We start from the raw sequence: 20,731 nt of genomic DNA, 5'->3' as shown, positions 1-20,731 counted from the left end.
TCCTTTCGCTCCCAGCTATTCTGTCGTTGCAGAAGTCATCAAAACACAATTTACACCGTTTGACTTCAATATTAACTTAGCCTAATTTCCACTCTTCTGTTTCGTTGGCGGCCTTCTGCAGTGCGGTTGCTGGCAACCGGTATGGTGCTGCCAAAAGGTGTGGTGACAATTTTTGCAGCAGAAACGCCCTTGCTTACCAAGAAGTCCTTTATTGCGTCAGCGCGTTTTTGCGAAAGCTGCCAATTGGGTACACGGCTCCCTACGGCATCGGCGTGGCCACGCAGTATAATAGGGTAGTTACCTTCTACAAGCAGTTTAGCTAATTGCGTAAGCCTCTCATTGTAAATAGGTCGCAGATTAGCTTTTGCGAAATCAAATTGCAGGTTTTTGGTCATAGCCGCCACAGAAAGCCCTGCCTTGTAACGGCGCACGGCATCGGGCGACATTTTCATATGTTTATTTACTGCAATGGCATTAACACTTACAAGCAATAAAATAGCTGTAAAGGCTGCGATCATATTTTTCATAACTAACTAATTTGGAGTGTAAAACAAGATTCAACAGAATAATGGGTTCCTGCAACTATTTGTTTTACAGGTTTTTGCAATTGTATACCTCTGTGTGAATATATGTGAACCTTTGTTGCTATCGTGAATAGCACTATTTGTTTTGATGGAAATTAATTATGAGCTGACGATATGGGTAATACCGGCCTTCAGCCTAATGCCTGCCGGGTTATTGGTGCATGGCGTGTGCCGCAGGTAACGCGCATCAATCTCAAATTTTAATCAACCTTTAATGACCCGTATAGCTAACTAAACTTGTCACAACAAAAAAAACCGCTACTTTTGCAGTGCTGATTAATAATTGCTGATACATGTCTGCACAACAAACAACCGATAGCATATTTAGCCAACTTGAGGCTTATGGCCACCAAAAGGTTGTGTTTTGCAGCGACCCTCACACTGGCTTAAAAGCTATCATTGCCATACATGATACCACTTTGGGCCCTGCTTTTGGCAGTACCCGCATGTGGACTTATCGTACCGAGGCCGAAGCATTGTATGATGTTTTGCGCCTTTCAAAAAGCATGACCTACAAGTGCGCCATTGCCGGTTTAAACATGGGCGGCGGCTATTCTGTGATCATAGGCGACTCGCGACGTGACAAGTCTGAAGCGATGATGCGCAAATTTGGCCGTTATATCAAGAACCTTAATGGTGAATTTATAACGTCAGAAGATGTAGGCACCAGTCCGCGTGATATGGAATATATCCGCATGGAGACAGAGCATGTTACCGGTATCCCTGAGAGTTTAGGCGGGAGCGGCGACCCTGCACCGGTAGCAGCAAAAGGCGTGTTGATGGGCATTAAGGCGGCTGTACGTGAAATGTATGGTAACGACACTATTACCGGTCGCTCCGTAATTGTGCAAGGTATAGGCCATGTTGGCGAAACATTGGTGAAGCTGCTTCGCGAAGAAAATGCCAAGGTTTATGTAAGCGATATTAACGAGGACAGGGTTAGGCAGGTATCAAAAAAATACGGTGCCGAAGCAGTATCAAATAACTCGATATTTGATATTGATGCTGACATCTATTCGCCATGTGCGTTGGGTGCAACTATCAATACGCAAACCATCAGCAAGCTTAAAGTGGGCATTATTGCAGGCTCTGCCAATAATCAGTTACAGGATGAGGATGAACACGGCAAAATGCTTTTAGATAAAGGTATACTATTTGCGCCGGATTACGTTATTAACGCAGGTGGTATTATAAATTGCTATTCGGAATTGCAGGGATTTAGCAAACGACGCACCATGCAGCTTACCGAAAATATTTATGAAGCTACCCGCAACGTTTTAAAACTTTCTAAGGCAGAAAACATTTCTACCATTGAAGCGGCAAACAAAATTGCTGAAAAACGTATTGCAGACATTAGAAAAGTAAAATCAACCTATTAGAAATTATCATACGGCCAATTTAAGAGGATAAACAGGCCATAATCGTTCTTACAAAAATGCTAAACAGAAGACACCTTAGGGTAAAAGTGTTACAATCGCTTTACGCGTATCATCAGTCGGATACCAAAGACATTAAACTTTCTGAAAAAAACCTGCTAAACGGTATCGACCAGGTTTTTGAAATGTACATCTGGATGTTATCGCTTATTAACGAGACTATCGAGTACGTATCCCGCGACGCGGAAGAGAGGGCAAACAAACACCGCCCAACTGCCGAAGACCTTAACGTTAACCAAAAGATCTTAACTAACCGCTTTTACCTTTCGGTATTGGATAACAAGGATTACCTAAATGGTATCCGCAAATACAAAATAGATTGGAGCTTTGACCCGGAGCTGGCCAAATCACTTTTTACAAGCCTTAAAAATTCACCGGAATACGCCGAATACCTGGCAAAAACTGACGATACCATTCAAAGCGATAAAGACATTATCAAGTTCATCTTTAAAAAGGTGATCTTAAAATCGTCGTTAGCGGAGCAGGTTTTTGAAGATAAATTTATTTACTGGCCTACTGATAAAGAGGTTTTGCAGGCACTGATCGCCAAAACCTTTAAGAACTTTGCTTCAGAAAACTTTGCAGAGAATAAACTTGCAGAAATTAGTGGTAACTGGACAGAAGACCGCGAATTTGTGGTAAACCTGTTTGAGCAAACTATCAGGCACGACGTAGAATACCAGGCTTTAATAGCCGAAAAGACCCAGAACTGGGAGCCCGACCGTATTGCTATGATGGATACTTTGCTGATGAAGATGGCTATTGTAGAGTTTATTAACTTTACATCTATCCCGGTTAAAGTAACCATTAATGAGTACTTGGAGATCTCAAAGGAGTTTAGTACGCCGAAGAGTAATTCGTTTATAAACGGTATTTTAGATAAAATTTTAGCAGAATTAAAAGCCGGTAACAAGGTGCGCAAATCTGGCAGGGGATTAATTGAATAACCATTATTACAGTTAAATATGAAAAAGTTTTTTTTATGCATAGCAGCAGCCGGTTTAATGTTAACCGCCTGTAACCAGGGCGCAAAACATGACGCATCTACCGCTGCAGATACCACTGCAAGCGCAGCGCCAGCTGCCGCAGATGTGGCAAATGCACCTGTTATTAAACTGGATAAAGACACGCATGACTTTGGTAAAATAAAAGAAGGCGAAAAAGTAACTTATGCCTTTAAATTTGTAAACAGCGGTAAGTCGCCATTGATCATAAAAGATGCTGTTGCAACATGTGGTTGTACCACACCGGAGTGGCCAAAGGCACCCGTACAGCCCGGTGCCGCAGGCGAAATCAAAGTAACCTTTAATAGTGCGGGTAAAGTAGGCTTACAGGATAAACAGATAACGGTTACAGCCAATACTAACCCTGCACAAACAATGATGCACTTAATTGGCGAAGTAACTGCCAAATAACACAAAAAGCTAAATGGGTTATTGTTAATTCAGTAAGTCATTAAATCAATAATTTAATAATTAATTTAGATGATAAGTACAATTTTATTACAAGCCGGCGGCGGCATGGGAGTTCAGCAGTTGATCATGTTTGGTTTAATTGCAGTAGTGTTCTATTTCTTTATGATCCGTCCGCAGGTTAAAAAGCAAAAAGATCAAAAAAAATATACCGAAGAACTTAAAAAAGGCGACAGGGTTATTACTACAGCAGGCATACACGGCCGCATTTACGAGGTTGCAGAAACTACCTTTGTTGTTGAGGTTGAGAATGGCGCACGCATTCGTTTTGATAAATCAGCTATATCGCTTGATGCATCGAAAGCGCTGAACACACCGGCTACTGTTAAGTAAGGCTTTGCTGAGGTAAAAGGCTAAAGGTAAAGGGCGAAAGGTTTCTCTTTCGCCTTTTTGTTTATGTGCTGTAAAATTACCTTTCGCCTTTTATCCACAAAGTGTACCTTTAACCTTTAACCTTTAGCGTTTAACCTTTCGCCTTTAACCTTTTACTCAAAGAAGAAATGGCCATTATCAAACTATCAGCAATAGAACGGCGGCGGTTATCGGTTTTTGTAACCTGCCTTGTTTTTGCTGTGTTTGCCTGGTTGTTTACTGCGCTTTCTAATACTTATAAATTTACCATACGGCAAATTATTAATTATAAAAATCTGCCTCAAAAAAGGGCCTTTTATCCGCTTCAGGCAGATACTGTCAGCGCCATTGTGCAGGGCACAGGCTGGCAAATGCTTTTCTCGAAGGTTGATTACAACAATAAACCCATCAATGTTGATCTGCACACGTTAGAGACCAAAAACTTTATTGTTATCAGTCAGCAATTGAAGCAGATAAACGCTAAGAAAGATCTTAATCACGAGATCATAGCGGTAAACCCCGATACGCTTTTCTTTGATTTTAGTAACCGGATCATCAAGCGGGTGCCTGTTGAGGTGGTTAGTGACATACAGTACCAAAAGCAGTTTTCGCAATCAAACGACCTCATGATAAAGCCGCGGTATGTAACCATCAGCGGCCCGGCAGAAGTGCTGGCAAAAATAACAAGCTGGAAGACGGATACGGTTAAACTTCAAAATGCGAATGAAGATTTTATTGGCAGGATAGCATTGCAAAAACCTAAAGAGGGAAACCTGGCAGTCATCCCGAGAGCGGTGACTTTGACCATCCCGGTTGATGAGTACACCGAAAAAACATTGGAGATACCGGTAAAGGTGATCAATAACCAGCGGTATTATGATGTTAAGGTTTTTCCGCAAAAGGTAAAGGTTACGTTTACAACATCGCTTACGGATTACCCCGAAATGAACGAGGACGATTTTGAAGCAGTTGCCGATCTTGACCTTTGGCGCCATAACGGTTACAGCACTTTGCCTGTGAAAGTTACGCGCATGCCATCTTATAGCAAAGTCACCAAGATAGAGCCGCAGGTAATTGATTTTATCATAAAAAAATAATGCTTAAAGTAGGGATAACAGGTAACATCGGCAGTGGCAAAACCACCGGTTGCAAGGTATTTGAAGTGCTGGGTATCCCGGTGTTTTATGCTGACGAAGCTGCCAAAAAGGTAATGATAGAAGATGACGTGCTTATCGATGCTATCAAAGCTGCTTTTGGTAACGAGGCCTATTACGAAGATGGCTCACTTAATCGTAAACACATTGGCGGGATTGTTTTTAACGATAAACAGCGATTGGAAGAACTTAATGCCCTGGTGCATCCCGCCGTGTTCAGGGCTTTTGATGTTTGGGTAGAGGAGCAAGCGGATGCTCCTTACGTTTTAAAAGAAGCCGCAATTTTATTTGAGAGCGGCTCATACAAAAAATGCGACCGTAGTATTTTAGTTGCCGCACCGCTGGATATCCGCATTGACCGGGTAATGAAGCGCGATGGGGTTACCGCTGATGAAGTAAAAAGCCGGGAAGCACGCCAATATCCGCAGGAAAAAAAAATGGAACTGGCGGATGACATTATCATCAATGATGATAGCGAACTGGTAATCCCGCAGATGCTAAAGCTGCACGAATTGTACTTGTCGCTCGCTAATAACAAATGATCTTAGACGATTTTATTGCTTACAACATCAATGGCCTTTATTGCCGTTATGCTGATTTTTACCTCGACCCGCCGCAGCCGGTAGATAACGCGGTAATCTCACATGCTCATGCAGATCACGCCATTGCCGGGAACCATAACGTTTACGCTACGGAAGCTACCCTGGCTTTTATGGAATTGCGTTATGGTAACAAGAAGGCCAAAGTAAGTTACACGGTACCTTATCATACACCCTTTAAAATAGGAGAGGTTCAACTCACCTTTATCCCGGCGGGCCACATGCCCGGCTCTGCACAGATATTAATGGAATACAAGGGCGTTAGTTACCTGTATACCGGCGATTATAAACTGCAGCCCGACGATACCTGTGAACCCATTGAATGGGTAAAAGCCGATGTGCTGATCACCGAAACAACTTTTGCCGACCCATCAACTCAACACCCCGACCCAGTAAAAGAGATCCAAAAGCTAAATGACATCAAGATAAATATCCTGTTGGGCGCATATAGTTTAGGCAAAAGCCAGCGCCTCGTCAGCATGATCAATAAATATGCCCCTCACAAAACTGTGCTGGTACATCATCGCATAATGCCGATAAACGCGGTTTATAAAAAGCTGGGCTATGATATTGGCGCACACCAAGTGTATAACCGCAAGCTGATGAAAGAGCAGAAGGAGTACGTTTACATTGTGCCACCCTTTACATTCGATAGCTACATAAGGGCTACGGGTGTTAAGCGGCTATTTGCATCAGGCTGGAAGAACCTGCAGGCCAACGCGCAGGATACCCTTTTTATATCAGACCATGTGGATTGGAACGATATCCTTGAGGCCGTAAAGCAGGTTCAACCTCAGCAAATATGGACCTTGCATGGTGATGGGCGACAATTAAAGGAATATTTTAAAAACGATATTTTTGTCAAAATCATTGGATAATGCTGCAGGAGAATGTCGACTACTATATCAATGCGGATGGTAACTTCGTTTTTACAAAAGAATACCATTTAAAACGCGGATATTGCTGCAAAAACAAGTGTTTGCATTGCCCCTGGCACTACGGCAGGCCCAAGCCGGGCGAACAACCTAAAAATAAATAGGTTATATTTGCGGTTCAATTTTCGGTTATTATGGGAATAGAAGAAGATATCAAAAGCACCAATTTTGAGGACAATTACCATAAAATGGTTATCAACCTCGGCTACACGTCGGGCTGGATAAATAATTACATGCGCCCGGCTTTTGAGAAACACAACTTAACTCAGCAGCAGTTTAATATCCTGCGTATTTTACGTGGTCAGCACCCAAAACCGGCCACTGTGAATATGCTTAAAGAGCGAATGATAGATAAAATGTCTGATGCCTCACGCATTGTTGATCGCCTGGTGCAAAAAGGACTGGTATCGCGCTGCACCAACTCAAGCGACCGCCGCGCTGTAGATATCCGCATCAGCGATGAAGGCCTCGCCATCCTCAAGAAAATGGATGTCGACTTCAAAACAAAAGATCTCTTCAAACAAAACCTCACCGAAGAAGAAGCGGGCCAGCTAAGCGATCTGCTGGATAAGATGAGAGGGTAGGAGAAAGTAAAAAGTCAAAATTTAAAAGTCAAAAATCAAAATCTACCAGAGCGGGAGCGAAGATGATTAAATATGTCATCGCGGGGAGCGACAGCGACGTGGCAATCTCATCGCGCTCAAACCACCCTGTCATTTCGAACGAGCGACAGCGAGGAGAAATCTTCTACGCTTCATTTCTCGCTCGAAATAAAATAATTTCTAAGTTATCGCCCTCTTTGCGCAGCAGAGAGGGTCGACCAGCCGAAGGCGTCGTCGGGGTGAGTAGACACTCATATTCTTCGAGTGCTCTCCTTCAAAAAGTATTTCTCTGATACCACGTAAAACCAAACGCAAATAACCACCCAACCAAACTACCATACAAAGCGCCAAGCACAACATCTACCGGAAAGTGCACGCCTACGTAAACCTGCGCAAAGCTTATTGTAGCGGCCCACAAAATAGCTAATGGCATTATCCATTTATGGCGTTTATAGAAGATGATTCCCAGGAAAATGGCTATTGCAAAGTGGTCCGTAGCATGCGTGGATGGGAAACTGTAGCCCGTACCACATGGCACGCGGCTGATCACGGCGGCACTGGTATAAGGGTCGCGGCAAGGTCTCAGTCGGTGCACCGCAGGTTTGATAATGCTGGCGCTGGTAAAATCGGCAAAGCCTGCAGATAAGACCAGGAAAAGTACCAACACTGCACCTTGTTTCTTATACCGCCAAATGCTGAAACCGATAATGAAAACATACAGCGGTATCCAAAATTTTGCATTACGCATAACCGGCAGCACAGTATCAAAAAATGGGTTAGCCCACTCATGGTTTATGATGTAAAATAAATGCCTGTCCAGGTCGAGCAAAAAATCGGGCATTGTGGTTTGTTTGAATGCTTTATACGTTAATGATACCGGCCCAAATATATGTGAATTTTACGCTGCCATAGTTTAATTATTGCTATTTTTGCGGCTTAACATCTATATACGTTTTGACACTCATAAAATCAATTTCAGGCATTAGGGGCACCATAGGTGGCGCTGCAGGTGAAGGCCTAACCCCGTTAGACATTGTTAAATTTACTTCTGCTTACGGCAGCTGGGCTGTAAAACGCTCAGGTGTAAAAAAGATAGTGGTTGGCCGTGATGCACGTATATCAGGCAGCATGGTTAACAACCTGGTAATTGGTACGCTGCAGGGCTTAGGTATTGATGTGATTGATCTGGGCCTTTCAACAACGCCAACCGTTGAGGTTGCCGTGCCTGATGAGAAGGCTGCAGGTGGCATTATTCTTACTGCCAGCCATAACCCAAAACAATGGAACGCCCTTAAATTGCTTAACGAGAAAGGTGAGTTCATCAGCGATACCGATGGCAAAGAGGTATTGGATATTGCAGAACGCAGCGATTTTATTTATGCTGATGTTAATGATCTGGGTAAGCATATCCATGATGATAGCTACCTGCAAAAACATATTGATAAGGTTTTAGCATTGCCTTTGGTTGATGTTGAAGCAATAAAAAAAGCCAATTTTAAAGTTGCCATTGATTGCGTTAATTCTACCGGTGGCATTTTTATTCCGGCTTTGTTAAAAGCTTTAGGTGTACAAACTATTCATGAACTGTATTGTGAGCCTGATGGTCACTTCCCGCACAACCCGGAACCGCTGCCCGAGAACCTGGTGGCGCTTTCAAAAGAGGTAACAAGCAAAAACGCTGACCTGGGTATTGCCGTTGACCCTGATGTTGACCGCCTTTGCTTTGTTTGTGAAGACGGCAGCATGTTTGGCGAGGAATATACTTTGGTGGCCGTTGCTGATTTTGTGCTGAAACATACTAAAGGCAATACGGTATCAAATCTTTCATCAACCCGCGCGCTGCGCGATGTTACCGAGAACCATGGCAACGAATACTTTGGTGCCGCGGTAGGTGAGGTGAATGTAGTGAACAAGATGAAAGAAGTGAACGCCATAATCGGTGGCGAAGGTAACGGTGGGGTGATCTACCCTGAATCGCATTACGGTCGCGATGCACTGGTGGGTATAGCTTTATTTTTAACGCACCTGGCTAATTACGGCAAGCCGGTATCAGTATTAAGGAAATCTTATCCGGGATATTTCATCTCTAAAAATAAGATCACTTTAACGCCGGAGATGGATATTGACAGCCTGCTTTTAAAGGTCGAGGAGAAATACAAGAAACAGCCGCACAGTACTATTGATGGCTTAAAGATAGAATTTGATAAGCAATGGGTACACCTGCGCAAATCAAATACGGAGCCTATCATCCGCATTTATTCAGAGGGAGATTCTGAAACAGGTGCTGATGGCTTGGCCAACAAGATAATTGCTGATATAAAAGAGATTTTGAACTTGAACGAATAGAAATACTGTTCGCCGGATTGGAGAACCCTGCGGATAATGTTTCTATTTTTTACTGACTTATATTTATTAAAAAAACGATGCGAGTTTATTTCGACAACGCCGCTACTACCGCGCTTGACCCTGAAGTGTTAAAGGAGATGTACAAAGTGATGGAGGGCCAGTTTGGCAACCCATCATCTATCCATGCCCACGGGCGCGAGGTGCGAACGTTGATAGAGAGATCGCGCAAAACCATAGCCAACCTGCTGCATACATCGCCCGCGGAGATATTTTTCACCAGTGGCGGTACCGAAGCTGATAACACTGCCATCCGTTGCGGTATTATTGATCATAAGCTTACGCATGCTATTACCACTAAGCTTGAACACCATGCCGTTTTGCACACGCTGCAAGCCATGGAAAAAGCCGGTGCAATTAAGTTAAGCTATCTTGATGTTGATGATAAAGGAAGCGTTGATTATGATCAGCTTGAGAAACTGTTGCAAAATAACGAACGCAGCTTTGTATCACTGATGCACGCTAACAATGAGTTAGGTACACTTACCGACCTTGAACGCGTTGGCGATATCTGCGAAGCGTATAATGCCCTTTTTCATAGTGACACCGTACAAACGGTAGGTCATTACAAACACGATCTGAGCAAATTGAAGTTGCAGTTTATGGTTTGCGCTGCACATAAACTTCACGGACCAAAAGGTGTCGGCTTTTTGCACATCAACCATAAGGTTAAGATAAACCCGATGATTTACGGTGGTTCGCAGGAGCGCAATATGCGTGGCGGCACCGAAAATGTTTACGGTATTGCAGGTTTGGCCAAAGCACTGGAAATTGCGTATGCCGAAATGGACAGTCACCAGGCCTATATCCAGGATCTGAAGTCATACATGAAGGCAAAACTGGAGCAGGATATCAGCGGCGTTAAATTTAACGGCGAAACAGATCCGGCTAACAGCCTTTATACCGTATTAAACGTATCCTTCCCTGAAATGGAAATGGCTGACATGCTGCTGTTTAATCTGGACATTGCCGGTATATCTGCATCGGGCGGTAGTGCCTGCAGCTCTGGTACCGACATTGGTTCACACGTGTTAACCGCTATAGGCGCCAATCCGGATAGGCCATCTGTGCGTTTTTCGTTCTCAAAATACAACACTAAAGACGAAGTAGACTACACTGTCGCTAAATTAAAAGAACTCTGCTTGGTAAGCGCATAATCGCTTATAAATTAAACAAAAAAGACGCGCCTTCGGTGCGTCTTTTTTGTTTATAACTCGATCTATTCCTACTTGGAGCGGGCTGCGACGCCCTTGAGCGATGGCTGGGAGGGGTTATATACACTGTTCGAGTTCCACAACGCCCCGTTAGGAGCCACCGCTTTGTAGGCGAGGTTTGAAAGCTTCTTCTTGCTCCGAAGGAGCTACCCCTTTTACCTCAATGATAAATCAGTTATTCGATTAAATAATTTTCTTATTTAGAAAATTGGCAGGGCTATTGCTAATGTTAGTGTATCAATTTAAAAACAAAACCTATGATAACTAACAACGAAAACAACTGGAATAATGATGAGAACCAAAACCAGGGCTACACAAATTCTAACGATAATATAGACGATAACCGCCTTGATGATACCGAGGGTGGTGGCAATACCGTCGACGAAGACGATTTGGACGACCAACAGTTGGACGAAGATTATGATGATGCAGACTTGACAGAAGATACCGACTTAGAAGGTACAAATGCAGGTTACACAGGTAACATTAATTCGTCTGTCGATGATCCGAATGAGATACCTGAAGAAGGCGAATCAGACAATGAGGGTACAGGCTACTCACAAACGAATGAGCAAAATCAGCCACGTGAAGGTGCAGATACATCATACAGCGAGCAAATAGATGTAACCCCGCCAGAGAAACATGAGTTTCCATCAGAAGGCGTGGCAACAAAAACAGACTTCGCCAGCCGCGACCTTGGCCGCACAACCGGCCGTATGGTAGGCCACGAGCCGGGTACAGAAGGCATTTAATAGCCGAATGAATATAATTGAGTGTTAATAAAGAATCAGAAGTTTAAATATCTTCCTTAACATTCAAAAACAAAAAGCAGTACCAATCGGTGCTGCTTTTTTATTATAAGACAAAACTTAGCATCACTGTTCATTATCTTAGTCGCTTTGTGTTTAGATCATAAATATGCCTAAAAAGTCCTTTCTCCTTTGTCTGTTCCTCCTTTGTCTAACAGTAGCCTGTAATCGCAAAACCGACCTTTACAAAGTTGTTGGGGTAAAAGACGGTGATACTATGGTATTATTATCGCCGCAATACCAGCAGGTTACTGTGAGGCTGGCAGAGGTGGATTGCCCGGAGAAAAGTCAGGCATTTGGGCAGGCTGCGAAGCAGTTTACATCAGATCTTTGCTTCGGTAAAATGGTGAAACTCATCGTTAACAATAATGACCGTTATGGCCGCACTGTGGGCTGGGTTGAACTGGAAGACGGTACCAGCGTAAATAAGCAACTGGTAAAAAACGGTTATGCCTGGCAATACCGCGCCTATTCAAAAAGTATGGAAATGGCCATGCTGGAGCAGCAGGCCCGCCAAAGCCGGCTCGGGCTGTGGCAGGATGCCAACCCTACACCGCCCTGGAATTTTAGGAAAGGAGAACGCGAAAACCGCGTGGAAAACAAACAAGATAAGCCAAAGAAAAAGCGGACGCACAGGAAACGCCGCCGCAAGCACCTGGATACGGTTGCTTTTTAAAACGCGGCACATTACTTATCTTGCTTGCAAATACCTCACACTCAAAAATGAAAGTATTTAAAGCTGTCATCTGCCTGGCGTTTACAGGCGTGCTCATTTGGGCATCGCAAACCAAATTTGGCGACATACCGCCCCTGGGAGATTTCCTGAACCCCTCAACCGGTTTTTGGCAAAATGCTGAAAGTAAGAACATCCGCGCTTCCGAAAAATTGAAATTAAGCGGTCTGCAGGACGAGGTGACGGTGCAGTTTGATGATAACCGTATACCACACATCTTTGCTAAAAACAACCACGACCTTTATTATGTGCAAGGTTACCTAACTGCCCAGGCCCGCCTTTGGCAAATGGATATCCAAACGCGTAGTGCGGCGGGGCGTTTGTCAGAAGTTGTTGGTCCGAAGGCTTTACAACTTGATCGTTATCACCGCCGCATGGGCATGACATTGGGTGCCGAGCATACACTTGCCGGCATCATGAAAGACCCTGTAATGAGTAAAGTGATACAAGCTTATAGTGATGGGGTTAATGCTTACATCAAGCACCTTAAACCCGGTGGTTATCCCCTGGAGTTTAAATTGCTTGGCTATAAACCCGAAGAATGGAAACCTATCAACTCTGCATACCTGCTTAAATTGATGTCTGAAACGCTGGCAGGTGGTTCAAACGAATTAGGCCTTACCAACGTGCTGAATAAATACGGCGCTAAGATCACCAATGATCTTTTTCCGGATTACCCCATGCATGAAGATCCGGTTATCCCTGCAGGTACAAAATGGGATTTTAAACCGTTAACAATTCCACAGCCTCCCGCAGCTTTTAAGGCGCAACTGATGGCCGCTATGCAAAACAAGGAAAAGATTGAAGGCATCGGTAGCAACAACTGGGCGGTAAGTGGCTCAAAAACCGCAACCGGTTTCCCTATACTGGCTAACGATCCGCATTTGAACCTTACTTTTCCATCCATATGGTACCAGATGCAAATGGTTGGCCCGGATGCAAATGTTTATGGCGTTACTTTGCCCGGCGCGCCTTGTGTGGTAATTGGCTACAACCAAAAAGTGAGTTGGGGCGTAACCAACGTAGATGCCGATGTGCTGGACTGGTATCAGGTAAAATTTAAGGATAGCACCCGCACCCAGTACTGGTATAACAATAAGTGGAATAAGGTTGAGCGCAAGATAGAAAAGATAAAAGTTCGCGGCCAGGCCGACGTTATAGATACCGTTCTGTACACGCACCATGGGCCCGTGGTTTATGATAACGCAGCTATGCAGGAGAAAGGCCGCTCAAACGTGCCTGTAGGTAATGCCCTGCGCTGGATAGCCCATGACGAAAGCGACGAGTTTAAAACGTTTTATCTGCTAAACCGCGCAGGCAGTTATGCAGATTACCGCAAGGCCCTGACTTACTATACCGCCCCCGCGCAAAATTTTGTATTTGCATCTGTTGATAATGATATCGCTATTACGCCCAACGGTAAATTACCGCTCAAGTATAAAGACCAGGGCAAGTTTATCCTCGATGGCAGCAACACAGCTAACAACTGGCAAGGTTGGATCCCGGCCGACCAAAATCCAACCGTTAAAAACCCGACGCGTGGTTTTGTAAGCTCCGCCAATCAATCATCAACAGACCAAACATATCCGTACTACATCAACTGGAAGTTTGAGGGTTACGAACGCGGTAAGCGGATAAATGATAGGCTGGGTACCATGAAAAAAGCTACTGTCGATAGCCTGCGCCTGTTGCAGATGGATGATTACAGCATCCGCGCGCAGGATATTTTACCAACCATGCTCAGATACATGGATGCTACCAAACTGGATGATTACCAACTGGCCGCTTTGGATTCTGTGAAGCGTTGGAACAAGTTTTTTAAAGCCAGCTCGGTAGGCGCGAGCATTTTTCAAAACTGGTGGCATAAGCTTTATGAGTTTACCTGGCGGGATAATTTTGGCAGTAAAGACACAGTGTACTATTACCCCACAATGGACCGCACCGAAGCTTTGTTGATGAAAGAGCCAAAGTCCGTTTGGTTTGATAACAAACGCACGCCAGCAATGGAAACCGCTAACGATGTGGTAATGGCATCATTCACTGCCACGGTTGACGAGCTGATGCGCAACTACGGGAAAATAGGCCCTGATTGGGCTTGGGGAAAGGTGAAAAGCTTTGAGGTTGCACATCTTGGTAATGTGCCGGGCCTTGGCTCCGGTAAATTTGAATCCGGCGGCTCAGGGTCCACCGTTAATGCCCTTATTGATGGACATGGTCCATCATGGCGAATGGTGGTACAGTTGGGGCCGCAGCCGCAAGGCTACGGTATACTACCCGGCGGGCAGTCCGGAAACCCCGGCAGTTTCTATTACGATGATATGCTTAAAACCTGGCAGCAAGGCCGGCTTAATCAATTACTATATCTGCATTCGGCAACAGAGAAGTCGCCACGCATTAAAACAACCTTAACCATTAGCAAATAGAAATATGTTATTCGGCATTATACTTTTATTGGCATTTGTTTGCGGCTACCTTATCCCGTGGTGGGCGGCATGTGCATTGGCGTTTATTGCTGCCATCATCTTCGGCAGAACATCAAAGCAGGCATTCTGGTCGGGCTTTGGTGGTTTGGCCATTGCCTGGGCAGCGCTGGCTTTATTAAAGAGCATCCCCAACAATCATTTATTAGCAACCCGCGTAGCACAAGTGTTCCATCTTAAATACTGGTGGGCCATGTTAGCCATAGCTGTTTTAATAGGTGGGATAGCAGGCGGTTTTTCGGCCTTATCTGGACTGTTGGTGAGGAAGGTGTTTGAGAAGTAGTGTTGCTTATAATTAAAAGTTTATAGCACTTTCTCTTATGCTAATTAAGAAAGCGCAATCATCAATATAAAAGCAATGATCACAGAAAGGAAACAAAACCCTATGCATAGATATTGATGCTTTTTTGTCACCAAAACACTATTCTGATCTTGTATTAACGACTCATGCCTTTTTTTATTAATATAAATAAACCTTAATAAAAAATAGTATGATAAACCTAAACCCGCCCCTACAGGCGTCGGAATTGAAGTAAATTCAATTACTTTAAGCCTAAAATTTGCTATTTGAAATAACGAGATTGACCAAAAAAGCAGGGAAAATGACAACGCATACAGGGCCCTTTCCAATGGAGAACTCCAATTACGTTTACTGTGGTGATCTTCATACCATTTTGTAATATTAATTAAGAATAAATCAATTAATCTCAAGTTATTCTTGCGCTTAGATTTTGCTGCCCAATTTTAATAAATACTGGCGAAATAAAAATCAATTCCCACCAATGGTCGAAGTTTTCAACTTTGATCCTAAAATAAATTAAGCTTTCAGCTTAACGCAAAAATGCCCGAACCATCAGATCCGGGCATTCAATTTAGATAAACTATTTCTTATTTAAAACTATCCAAAGTAGCTTTCAACTTAACTACTGCAGCGTTGGTACTGGTAGCGCGGTTAAATATCTCACCAGAAGTTACGCTATCGCCATAAAATTCAGCATTTGCAGATTTGTTGATGGCCAGGTTTGAACCATTTACGCTGATACCGGCAAATAAGCCTTTGCTGCGCGAGTAGCTGTAAACTTCTGCTTCCAACTTATAATCTGTGCTGGCGGTTGAGCTACGGCCAACCGGACCTGCCGCTGCAGAGATGTCGCCACCAATAGTGAAATCGCCGTCCTTAACTTCGGTAAGTACGCCTTTGTGGTGGAACACCAAAACCATATCAACAGATTGCACACCGATCTGGAAACCGATGCTGCCACCTGTAAGCGTAACAAATACAGGGTCGCTCCATTTACCATCGGCAAGTTTAACCATGGCAAGGCCTTGTCCGCGTTTGCCGCCTATACCAAAACCGGCATTGATCAGTTTCGGGATGATCACAATACCTTCATACTCTTCAATTAACTGATGCGGAATGGTTTCCTTCATCTTGCTAAAATCCTTCAGTACAGCGGTGGCTTCATTTATTTTTTTGATCCCCTTTTCTTGTATTGCAGTGGCCGATGTAAGAACGATAAACGCACTTAACAGTAGGGGTAGGCCTAAAAATTTAAAATTTTTCATATCGATGTATTTTATTGTGAAATTATAACTCCGAACGGGAGTATTTGTTGCGGGGATTAAGTCAAAATTCAAAATTAAAAAGTCAAAAAAAATAAAGTTTACATACATATTTTAAATCTGCACATCTGCCTATTTGATCACGATAGCTATCGGGACCGCACATTTATATATCTTTGCCACTTGATGGTAAAGCCGGATAAACAACAGGTATTTTCTATAGGTAGCCAAACAGCGTTCAGCGAAACTGCATTGCAGGTTTTCCGCTATCAGGCTGAGCATAATGGATTGTACAAACAGTTTGTGGATGGTTTAAGCGTTCGTCCCGAAGATGTAAGTTCTATCGATAGAATCCCTTTTTTACCGGTCGAATTTTTTAAGGCACACAATGTTGTGGCTACTACCGGGAAGCCTCAGATCACCTTTACAAGTTCGGGCACTACCGGTATGATCACCAGCAGTCATCATGTAAGCGATGTAAGTTGGTACGAAGAAAGTTTTCGCAAAGCGTTTGAAATATTCTACGGAGCTATTAAACAATACACTGTGCTGGCATTACTGCCCGCTTACCTGGAACGCGAAGGCTCATCACTGATCTATATGGCGCAGGATATGATCAACCAATCCGGCAACGCGGATAGTGGCTTTTACCTGTATAATCATCAAGACCTTTACCAAACTCTGCTAAGGCAGCAAGCCAATGCTAAACCAACCTTGTTGATAGGAGTAACCTTTGCGTTGTTGGATTTTGTTGAAAACTACAAACTCGACTTTCCTGAACTGATCGTAATGGAAACCGGAGGTATGAAGGGCCGTCGCAAGGAAATGATACGCGAGGAATTGCACCAAACACTTTGTGCCGGCTTCGGCGTAAAGCACATCCATTCTGAATATGGAATGACGGAGTTACTTTCACAAGCTTACTCAAAAGGCGATGGGATATTTAACTCTCCGCCCTGGATGCGCATCTTAACGCGTGATACCAATGATCCGCTAACGCTTATAGGCACGGGCAAAACCGGTGGCGTTAATATCATCGACCTCGCAAATATCAACTCGTGTTCGTTCATTGCCACGCAGGATCTTGGTAAGATCTATCCGGATGGCTCATTTGAAATATTGGGCCGTTTTGATAATTCGGATATTCGCGGGTGTAATTTGCTGGTTAGCTAAGGCCTCCCCAGTAACATACAAGAAAGAGTAGCAATAAAATTTAATAAAATTCCTCTCCTTTGGAGAGGGTTTGGGTGAGGCAAAAATATTGCTATTTTTGCCCGCATCATTATATCAAGATTATGATAGATAAATTCTTAAACGAAGAGCAGGACCCAAAGGCGGTTGAAAAGGTTTATACCCGTCTGGTAGACTTGCTTAATACCGGTGAGGAGATCATTTACATTGCGGTGCAAAAAAAGCCGTTGGTAAACCTGTTTCCTGATTGTATTGCTATAACCAACAAACGTATCTTATTCTTTACGCCGGCTAACCTTGGCCTTTCTATCAAGTTTGTTGATTTTGTTTGGAAGGATGTGGTTGATGTTTACACCAAAGAGGAAATTATAGGTGCAGTGTTCAGCATCAAAACTGTTGGCGGTGGCGAAATGGGTGTTGATTACCTGCCGAAAGTACAAGCCCGTAAACTATATCAATATGCGCAGGAGCGTAAAGAGGCCGAACGTGAGCTGCGCCGCCAGCGTGAGTTGGAAGAAAAACGTGCCGAATCTGGTTCTATCCAGGTAGATCATCCGGCACAGGCAGTTTTCCAACCGTCTGCACCGGTTGTACAGCAACCACCCGCACCGGCGCCAGCACCGGTAGAGCCACCTTCGCCTGCACCTGTTTTTGAAGAACCTAAAAAAGACGAACTAACCGAAAAGTTAAAACGCCTAAAAACATTGTTTGAAAGCGGATTGATCTCTCAGGAAGAATATAACCAGAAAAAATTAGAGTTGCTTAGTGATTTTTGATGTTGGAGATTAGTGATAGAAGATTAGAGATTAGTTGAGTTTTTCGTTATATCTAATTAACTAATCTCTAATCACTAAATTAACCTATCATCAAAGCTAAATGGGTGAGTATTTAAAATACTCACCTTTTTTATGTCGGGGTGCCAGGGATTAATGAGGTAATTGTATTCCTGCGGTACAATGGCTGATGGCACCTTCATCATCAGGTATTTGGTTTCCTGGATAAACTGGTTACCTATCTGTTTTAATTCCGCCGGTGATGATGCATCCTGCCAGTTGGTGGGCAGGGTAGAAGCATCTAACTTTAATATGCTATGCTCAGGAACCTTAATCTCGGCTATGCAAAAGTTTGAGGGCGTAATTAACGGCTGCATGTGTACCAGCACCTCCAGCATGGCAAGCGCCCTGCTCGATGCAAGGTAAACCATTGATCTGCCTTCACTGTTCCAGCGCCCGCCGTACAAACGGGCACCCGTACCGGTAAGGTCATTAATGTAGCGGCAGTTGCTAATGCGATAGAGTATCATTAAGCAAAAATACCGTACTCGATACGGCCAAGCTCTTTAAAAACCATATCAAAACCTGCAGAGGTATCTAATATGGTAACAGGTGCTTCGCCATTAAATACCAGGCTTGGGGTTTTAATCCAAATCTTAAACTTATCCATAGAGCCAAACACTTCCTCGCCGCGGGCATAAAGGCGTGCCAGCTCAACGGCTTTTTCAGCATACTCAGTTTTGATGATGGCATCATCCTCATAACGTTGCAGGGTGCGCTCTGATATGTGCAGTATGTTGGCTAACTCTTGTATGCTTAATGATATTTTTTTGGCAAGTGCCAACAGCGTTTTTTTAGGAAAACCCTGCCTTGCAAGTTTGATAATATCAAACTCTGAAGATGACCTTGCAGGCTTAGTGCTTAGCAGATCATAAAACGGGGTTACTGAACTTTGGGTAATATAAATTGCCATTGGTTCATTAACCTCGTTTTTTGCTGTATGTTTTGTTTTGTACGACATTTATCCAAAAATAAATACAAAATGTCGTAATTGCAAATTATTCGGCCACAATTAAAAAGTAATTCTTCTTACCTTTTTGTACTATCAGGAATTTGCCGTTTATCAACTGCCCGTTTGTATAAACATCCTCAGGAGTATTTATTTTTACACGGTTAACGGATACACCGCCGCCTTGTATCATCTTCTTAGCTTCGCCTTTTGATGGGAATACAGTTGATTGAGCCGCCAATAGTTCGGTTGCGTTTATACCTGTTTCAAATTCGCTTTTAGCAACGGTAAAGTTTGGTACGCCATTGAACAGGTCTAATACCTCGCCATCGTTCAATTCGTTTAAAAACTCAATACCCGCATTGCCAAATAAAAATTCAGATGATTTTATCGCTTTTAAAAACTCAGCCTCACCATGTACGCGTATGGTTATATCTTTCGCTAACGCTTTTTGTAAAACGCGCAGGTGAGGGGCGGCATCATGTTCTGCCTCCATCGCCTCAATGGTTTCAAGGGTGTGCAGGGTAAATATCCTGATGTATAATTTTGCATCAGTATCAGTAGTATTTAACCAAAACTGGTAGAACTGGTATGGCGATGTACGCGCAGGATCCAACCAAACGGCACCGCTCTCTGTTTTACCGAATTTGGTACCATCAGCTTTTTTGATCAGTTGGGTAGTTAAGGCGTAAGCCTCGCCCGCATCTTTACGGCGGATAAACTCGGTGCCGGTAACAATGTTACCCCACTGGTCGCTGCCGCCCATTTGCAGCACACAGTTTTTATTCTTCCACAGGTAGTAAAAATCGTATCCCTGTACTAACTGGTAAGTAAACTCTGTAAAAGACATGCCGGTATCACCTTCAAGGCGTTTCTTAACCGAGTCTTTGGCCATCATGTAGTTTACCGTAATGTGTTTACCTACGTCGCGGATAAAATCAAGAAAAGTAAAGTTTTTAAACCAATCGTAGTTGTTAACCATCTCGGCGCTATTGGCGCCGCTGTTAAAATCTAAAAAGCTTTTAAGTTGCTCTCTAACGCAATTGAGATTATGTTGCAATACATCCTCAGAAAGCAGGTTGCGCTCGTCAGATTTACCGGATGGATCGCCTACCATGCCGGTAGCGCCGCCCACCAAAGCATATGGCTTGTGGCCCGCGCGCTGAAAATGTATCAGCGTCATAATCTGCGTAAGGTGGCCAACATGCAGCGAATCAGCCGTAGGGTCGAAACCGATATAGCCGGATGCCATACCTTTATTAAGTAGTTCCTCGGTTCCGGGCATAATATCATGCAGCATGCCTCTCCAGCGTAGTTCTTCAACAAAATTCATAACTATAATAAAATGAGCAAATATGCGAGGTGCAAAGCTAAAAATAGATGTCGGATTCTAAATGTGCAATTTTCAGATGTGCAGATTAAA

At 43.6% G+C, this 20,731-nt stretch carries 23 protein-coding genes; 17 read left to right on the top strand and 6 right to left on the bottom strand.

The window, feature by feature from the left end; genetic code table 11:
• Nucleotides 1-71: 71 nt before the first annotated feature.
• A complete protein-coding gene (locus FPZ42_RS09370) occupies nt 72-527 on the bottom strand; it encodes an OmpA family protein (RefSeq protein ID WP_146270639.1) in 456 nt (151 codons plus the stop codon).
• Nucleotides 528-877: 350 nt separating this feature from the next.
• Between FPZ42_RS09370 and FPZ42_RS09365 the strand changes: the two genes are divergently transcribed.
• From FPZ42_RS09365 to FPZ42_RS09330, 9 genes are all read left to right on the top strand, one after another.
• Nucleotides 878-1,963, top strand: a complete 1,086-nt coding sequence (locus tag FPZ42_RS09365; protein WP_146270637.1) for a Glu/Leu/Phe/Val family dehydrogenase — start codon at nt 878-880, stop codon at nt 1,961-1,963.
• Nucleotides 1,964-2,019: 56 nt separating this feature from the next.
• A complete protein-coding gene (gene nusB / locus FPZ42_RS09360) occupies nt 2,020-2,967 on the top strand; it encodes a transcription antitermination factor NusB (protein WP_146270636.1) in 948 nt (315 codons plus the stop codon).
• Nucleotides 2,968-2,985: 18 nt separating this feature from the next.
• Nucleotides 2,986-3,435, top strand: a complete 450-nt coding sequence (locus FPZ42_RS09355) for a DUF1573 domain-containing protein (RefSeq protein ID WP_146270634.1) — start codon at nt 2,986-2,988, stop codon at nt 3,433-3,435.
• Between the two features lie 69 nt (nt 3,436-3,504).
• Nucleotides 3,505-3,825 (top strand): preprotein translocase subunit YajC, encoded by a 321-nt coding sequence (gene yajC / locus FPZ42_RS09350; protein WP_146270632.1) that lies wholly within the window; start codon nt 3,505-3,507, stop codon nt 3,823-3,825.
• A gap of 167 nt (nt 3,826-3,992) precedes the next feature.
• Nucleotides 3,993-4,940 (top strand): CdaR family protein, encoded by a 948-nt coding sequence (locus FPZ42_RS09345; RefSeq protein WP_146270630.1) that lies wholly within the window; start codon nt 3,993-3,995, stop codon nt 4,938-4,940.
• The gene (coaE, locus tag FPZ42_RS09340; protein ID WP_146270628.1) at nt 4,940-5,539 is read left to right on the top strand and encodes a dephospho-CoA kinase; all 600 of its coding nucleotides are present in this window, start codon (nt 4,940-4,942) and stop codon (nt 5,537-5,539) included. The genes FPZ42_RS09345 and coaE overlap by 1 nt, the downstream gene beginning before the upstream one ends.
• Nucleotides 5,536-6,474 (top strand): MBL fold metallo-hydrolase, encoded by a 939-nt coding sequence (locus FPZ42_RS09335; RefSeq protein WP_146270626.1) that lies wholly within the window; start codon nt 5,536-5,538, stop codon nt 6,472-6,474. Before coaE ends, FPZ42_RS09335 begins: the two co-directional genes overlap by 4 nt.
• Nucleotides 6,474-6,635: a DUF5522 domain-containing protein gene (locus FPZ42_RS19190; protein WP_186458728.1), complete on the top strand. Its 162-nt coding sequence runs from the start codon at nt 6,474-6,476 to the stop codon at nt 6,633-6,635. The genes FPZ42_RS09335 and FPZ42_RS19190 overlap by 1 nt, the downstream gene beginning before the upstream one ends.
• Nucleotides 6,636-6,665: 30 nt before the next feature.
• Complete coding sequence (locus FPZ42_RS09330) at nt 6,666-7,115, top strand: MarR family winged helix-turn-helix transcriptional regulator (RefSeq protein ID WP_146270624.1); 450 nt, start codon at nt 6,666-6,668, stop codon at nt 7,113-7,115.
• A 292-nt stretch (nt 7,116-7,407) separates the two neighbouring features.
• Here the strand turns inward: FPZ42_RS09330 and FPZ42_RS09325 are convergent, their stop codons facing one another.
• Nucleotides 7,408-7,974, bottom strand: a complete 567-nt coding sequence (locus FPZ42_RS09325; RefSeq protein WP_146270622.1) for a phosphatase PAP2 family protein — start codon at nt 7,972-7,974, stop codon at nt 7,408-7,410.
• Between the two features lie 113 nt (nt 7,975-8,087).
• Between FPZ42_RS09325 and glmM the strand changes: the two genes are divergently transcribed.
• The 6 genes from glmM to FPZ42_RS09295 all read left to right on the top strand — a co-directional run bounded on the left by glmM (nt 8,088) and on the right by FPZ42_RS09295 (nt 15,055).
• Nucleotides 8,088-9,479: a phosphoglucosamine mutase gene (glmM, locus tag FPZ42_RS09320; protein WP_146270620.1), complete on the top strand. Its 1,392-nt coding sequence runs from the start codon at nt 8,088-8,090 to the stop codon at nt 9,477-9,479.
• A gap of 77 nt (nt 9,480-9,556) precedes the next feature.
• Nucleotides 9,557-10,693: a cysteine desulfurase family protein gene (locus tag FPZ42_RS09315; protein ID WP_146270618.1), complete on the top strand. Its 1,137-nt coding sequence runs from the start codon at nt 9,557-9,559 to the stop codon at nt 10,691-10,693.
• A 314-nt stretch (nt 10,694-11,007) separates the two neighbouring features.
• Nucleotides 11,008-11,502 carry a hypothetical protein gene (locus FPZ42_RS09310; protein WP_146270616.1) on the top strand — a complete coding sequence of 165 codons (495 nt, stop codon included), beginning with the start codon at nt 11,008-11,010 and terminating at the stop codon, nt 11,500-11,502.
• Nucleotides 11,503-11,776: 274 nt separating this feature from the next.
• A complete protein-coding gene (locus FPZ42_RS09305) occupies nt 11,777-12,235 on the top strand; it encodes a thermonuclease family protein (protein WP_186458727.1) in 459 nt (152 codons plus the stop codon).
• Between the two features lie 47 nt (nt 12,236-12,282).
• Nucleotides 12,283-14,715 carry a penicillin acylase family protein gene (locus tag FPZ42_RS09300; RefSeq protein ID WP_146270612.1) on the top strand — a complete coding sequence of 811 codons (2,433 nt, stop codon included), beginning with the start codon at nt 12,283-12,285 and terminating at the stop codon, nt 14,713-14,715.
• A gap of 4 nt (nt 14,716-14,719) precedes the next feature.
• Nucleotides 14,720-15,055 (top strand): hypothetical protein, encoded by a 336-nt coding sequence (locus FPZ42_RS09295; RefSeq protein WP_146270610.1) that lies wholly within the window; start codon nt 14,720-14,722, stop codon nt 15,053-15,055.
• Between the two features lie 605 nt (nt 15,056-15,660).
• On the opposite strand, the gene FPZ42_RS09290 is transcribed toward FPZ42_RS09295, so the two are convergent.
• Entirely contained in the window at nt 15,661-16,338 is a 678-nt protein-coding gene (locus FPZ42_RS09290; RefSeq protein ID WP_146270608.1) for a lipid-binding SYLF domain-containing protein, read from the bottom strand.
• A 183-nt stretch (nt 16,339-16,521) separates the two neighbouring features.
• On the opposite strand from FPZ42_RS09290, the gene FPZ42_RS09285 reads away from it, so the two are divergent.
• Nucleotides 16,522-17,508, top strand: a complete 987-nt coding sequence (locus tag FPZ42_RS09285; RefSeq protein WP_146270831.1) for an acyl transferase — start codon at nt 16,522-16,524, stop codon at nt 17,506-17,508.
• A 122-nt stretch (nt 17,509-17,630) separates the two neighbouring features.
• Nucleotides 17,631-18,302 carry a PH domain-containing protein gene (locus FPZ42_RS09280; RefSeq protein ID WP_146270606.1) on the top strand — a complete coding sequence of 224 codons (672 nt, stop codon included), beginning with the start codon at nt 17,631-17,633 and terminating at the stop codon, nt 18,300-18,302.
• A gap of 74 nt (nt 18,303-18,376) precedes the next feature.
• On the opposite strand, the gene FPZ42_RS09275 is transcribed toward FPZ42_RS09280, so the two are convergent.
• The 3 genes from FPZ42_RS09275 to tyrS are packed head-to-tail and all read right to left on the bottom strand — an operon-like array spanning nt 18,377 to nt 20,641.
• A complete protein-coding gene (locus tag FPZ42_RS09275) occupies nt 18,377-18,829 on the bottom strand; it encodes an RES family NAD+ phosphorylase (RefSeq protein ID WP_146270604.1) in 453 nt (150 codons plus the stop codon).
• Nucleotides 18,829-19,320, bottom strand: a complete 492-nt coding sequence (parS, locus tag FPZ42_RS09270; RefSeq protein ID WP_146270602.1) for a type II RES/Xre toxin-antitoxin system antitoxin — start codon at nt 19,318-19,320, stop codon at nt 18,829-18,831. Before parS ends, FPZ42_RS09275 begins: the two co-directional genes overlap by 1 nt.
• Nucleotides 19,321-19,357: 37 nt before the next feature.
• The gene (tyrS, locus tag FPZ42_RS09265; RefSeq protein ID WP_146270600.1) at nt 19,358-20,641 is read right to left on the bottom strand and encodes a tyrosine--tRNA ligase; all 1,284 of its coding nucleotides are present in this window, start codon (nt 20,639-20,641) and stop codon (nt 19,358-19,360) included.
• Nucleotides 20,642-20,731 lie beyond the last annotated feature (90 nt).

Origin of the sequence: Mucilaginibacter achroorhodeus, from assembly GCF_007846095.1 — a bacterium.
Taxonomy (GTDB): Bacteria; Bacteroidota; Bacteroidia; order Sphingobacteriales; family Sphingobacteriaceae; genus Mucilaginibacter; species Mucilaginibacter achroorhodeus.
The sequence above is the reverse complement of the archived record's forward strand: the minus strand, read 5'-3'. Positions and strand labels throughout refer to the sequence as shown.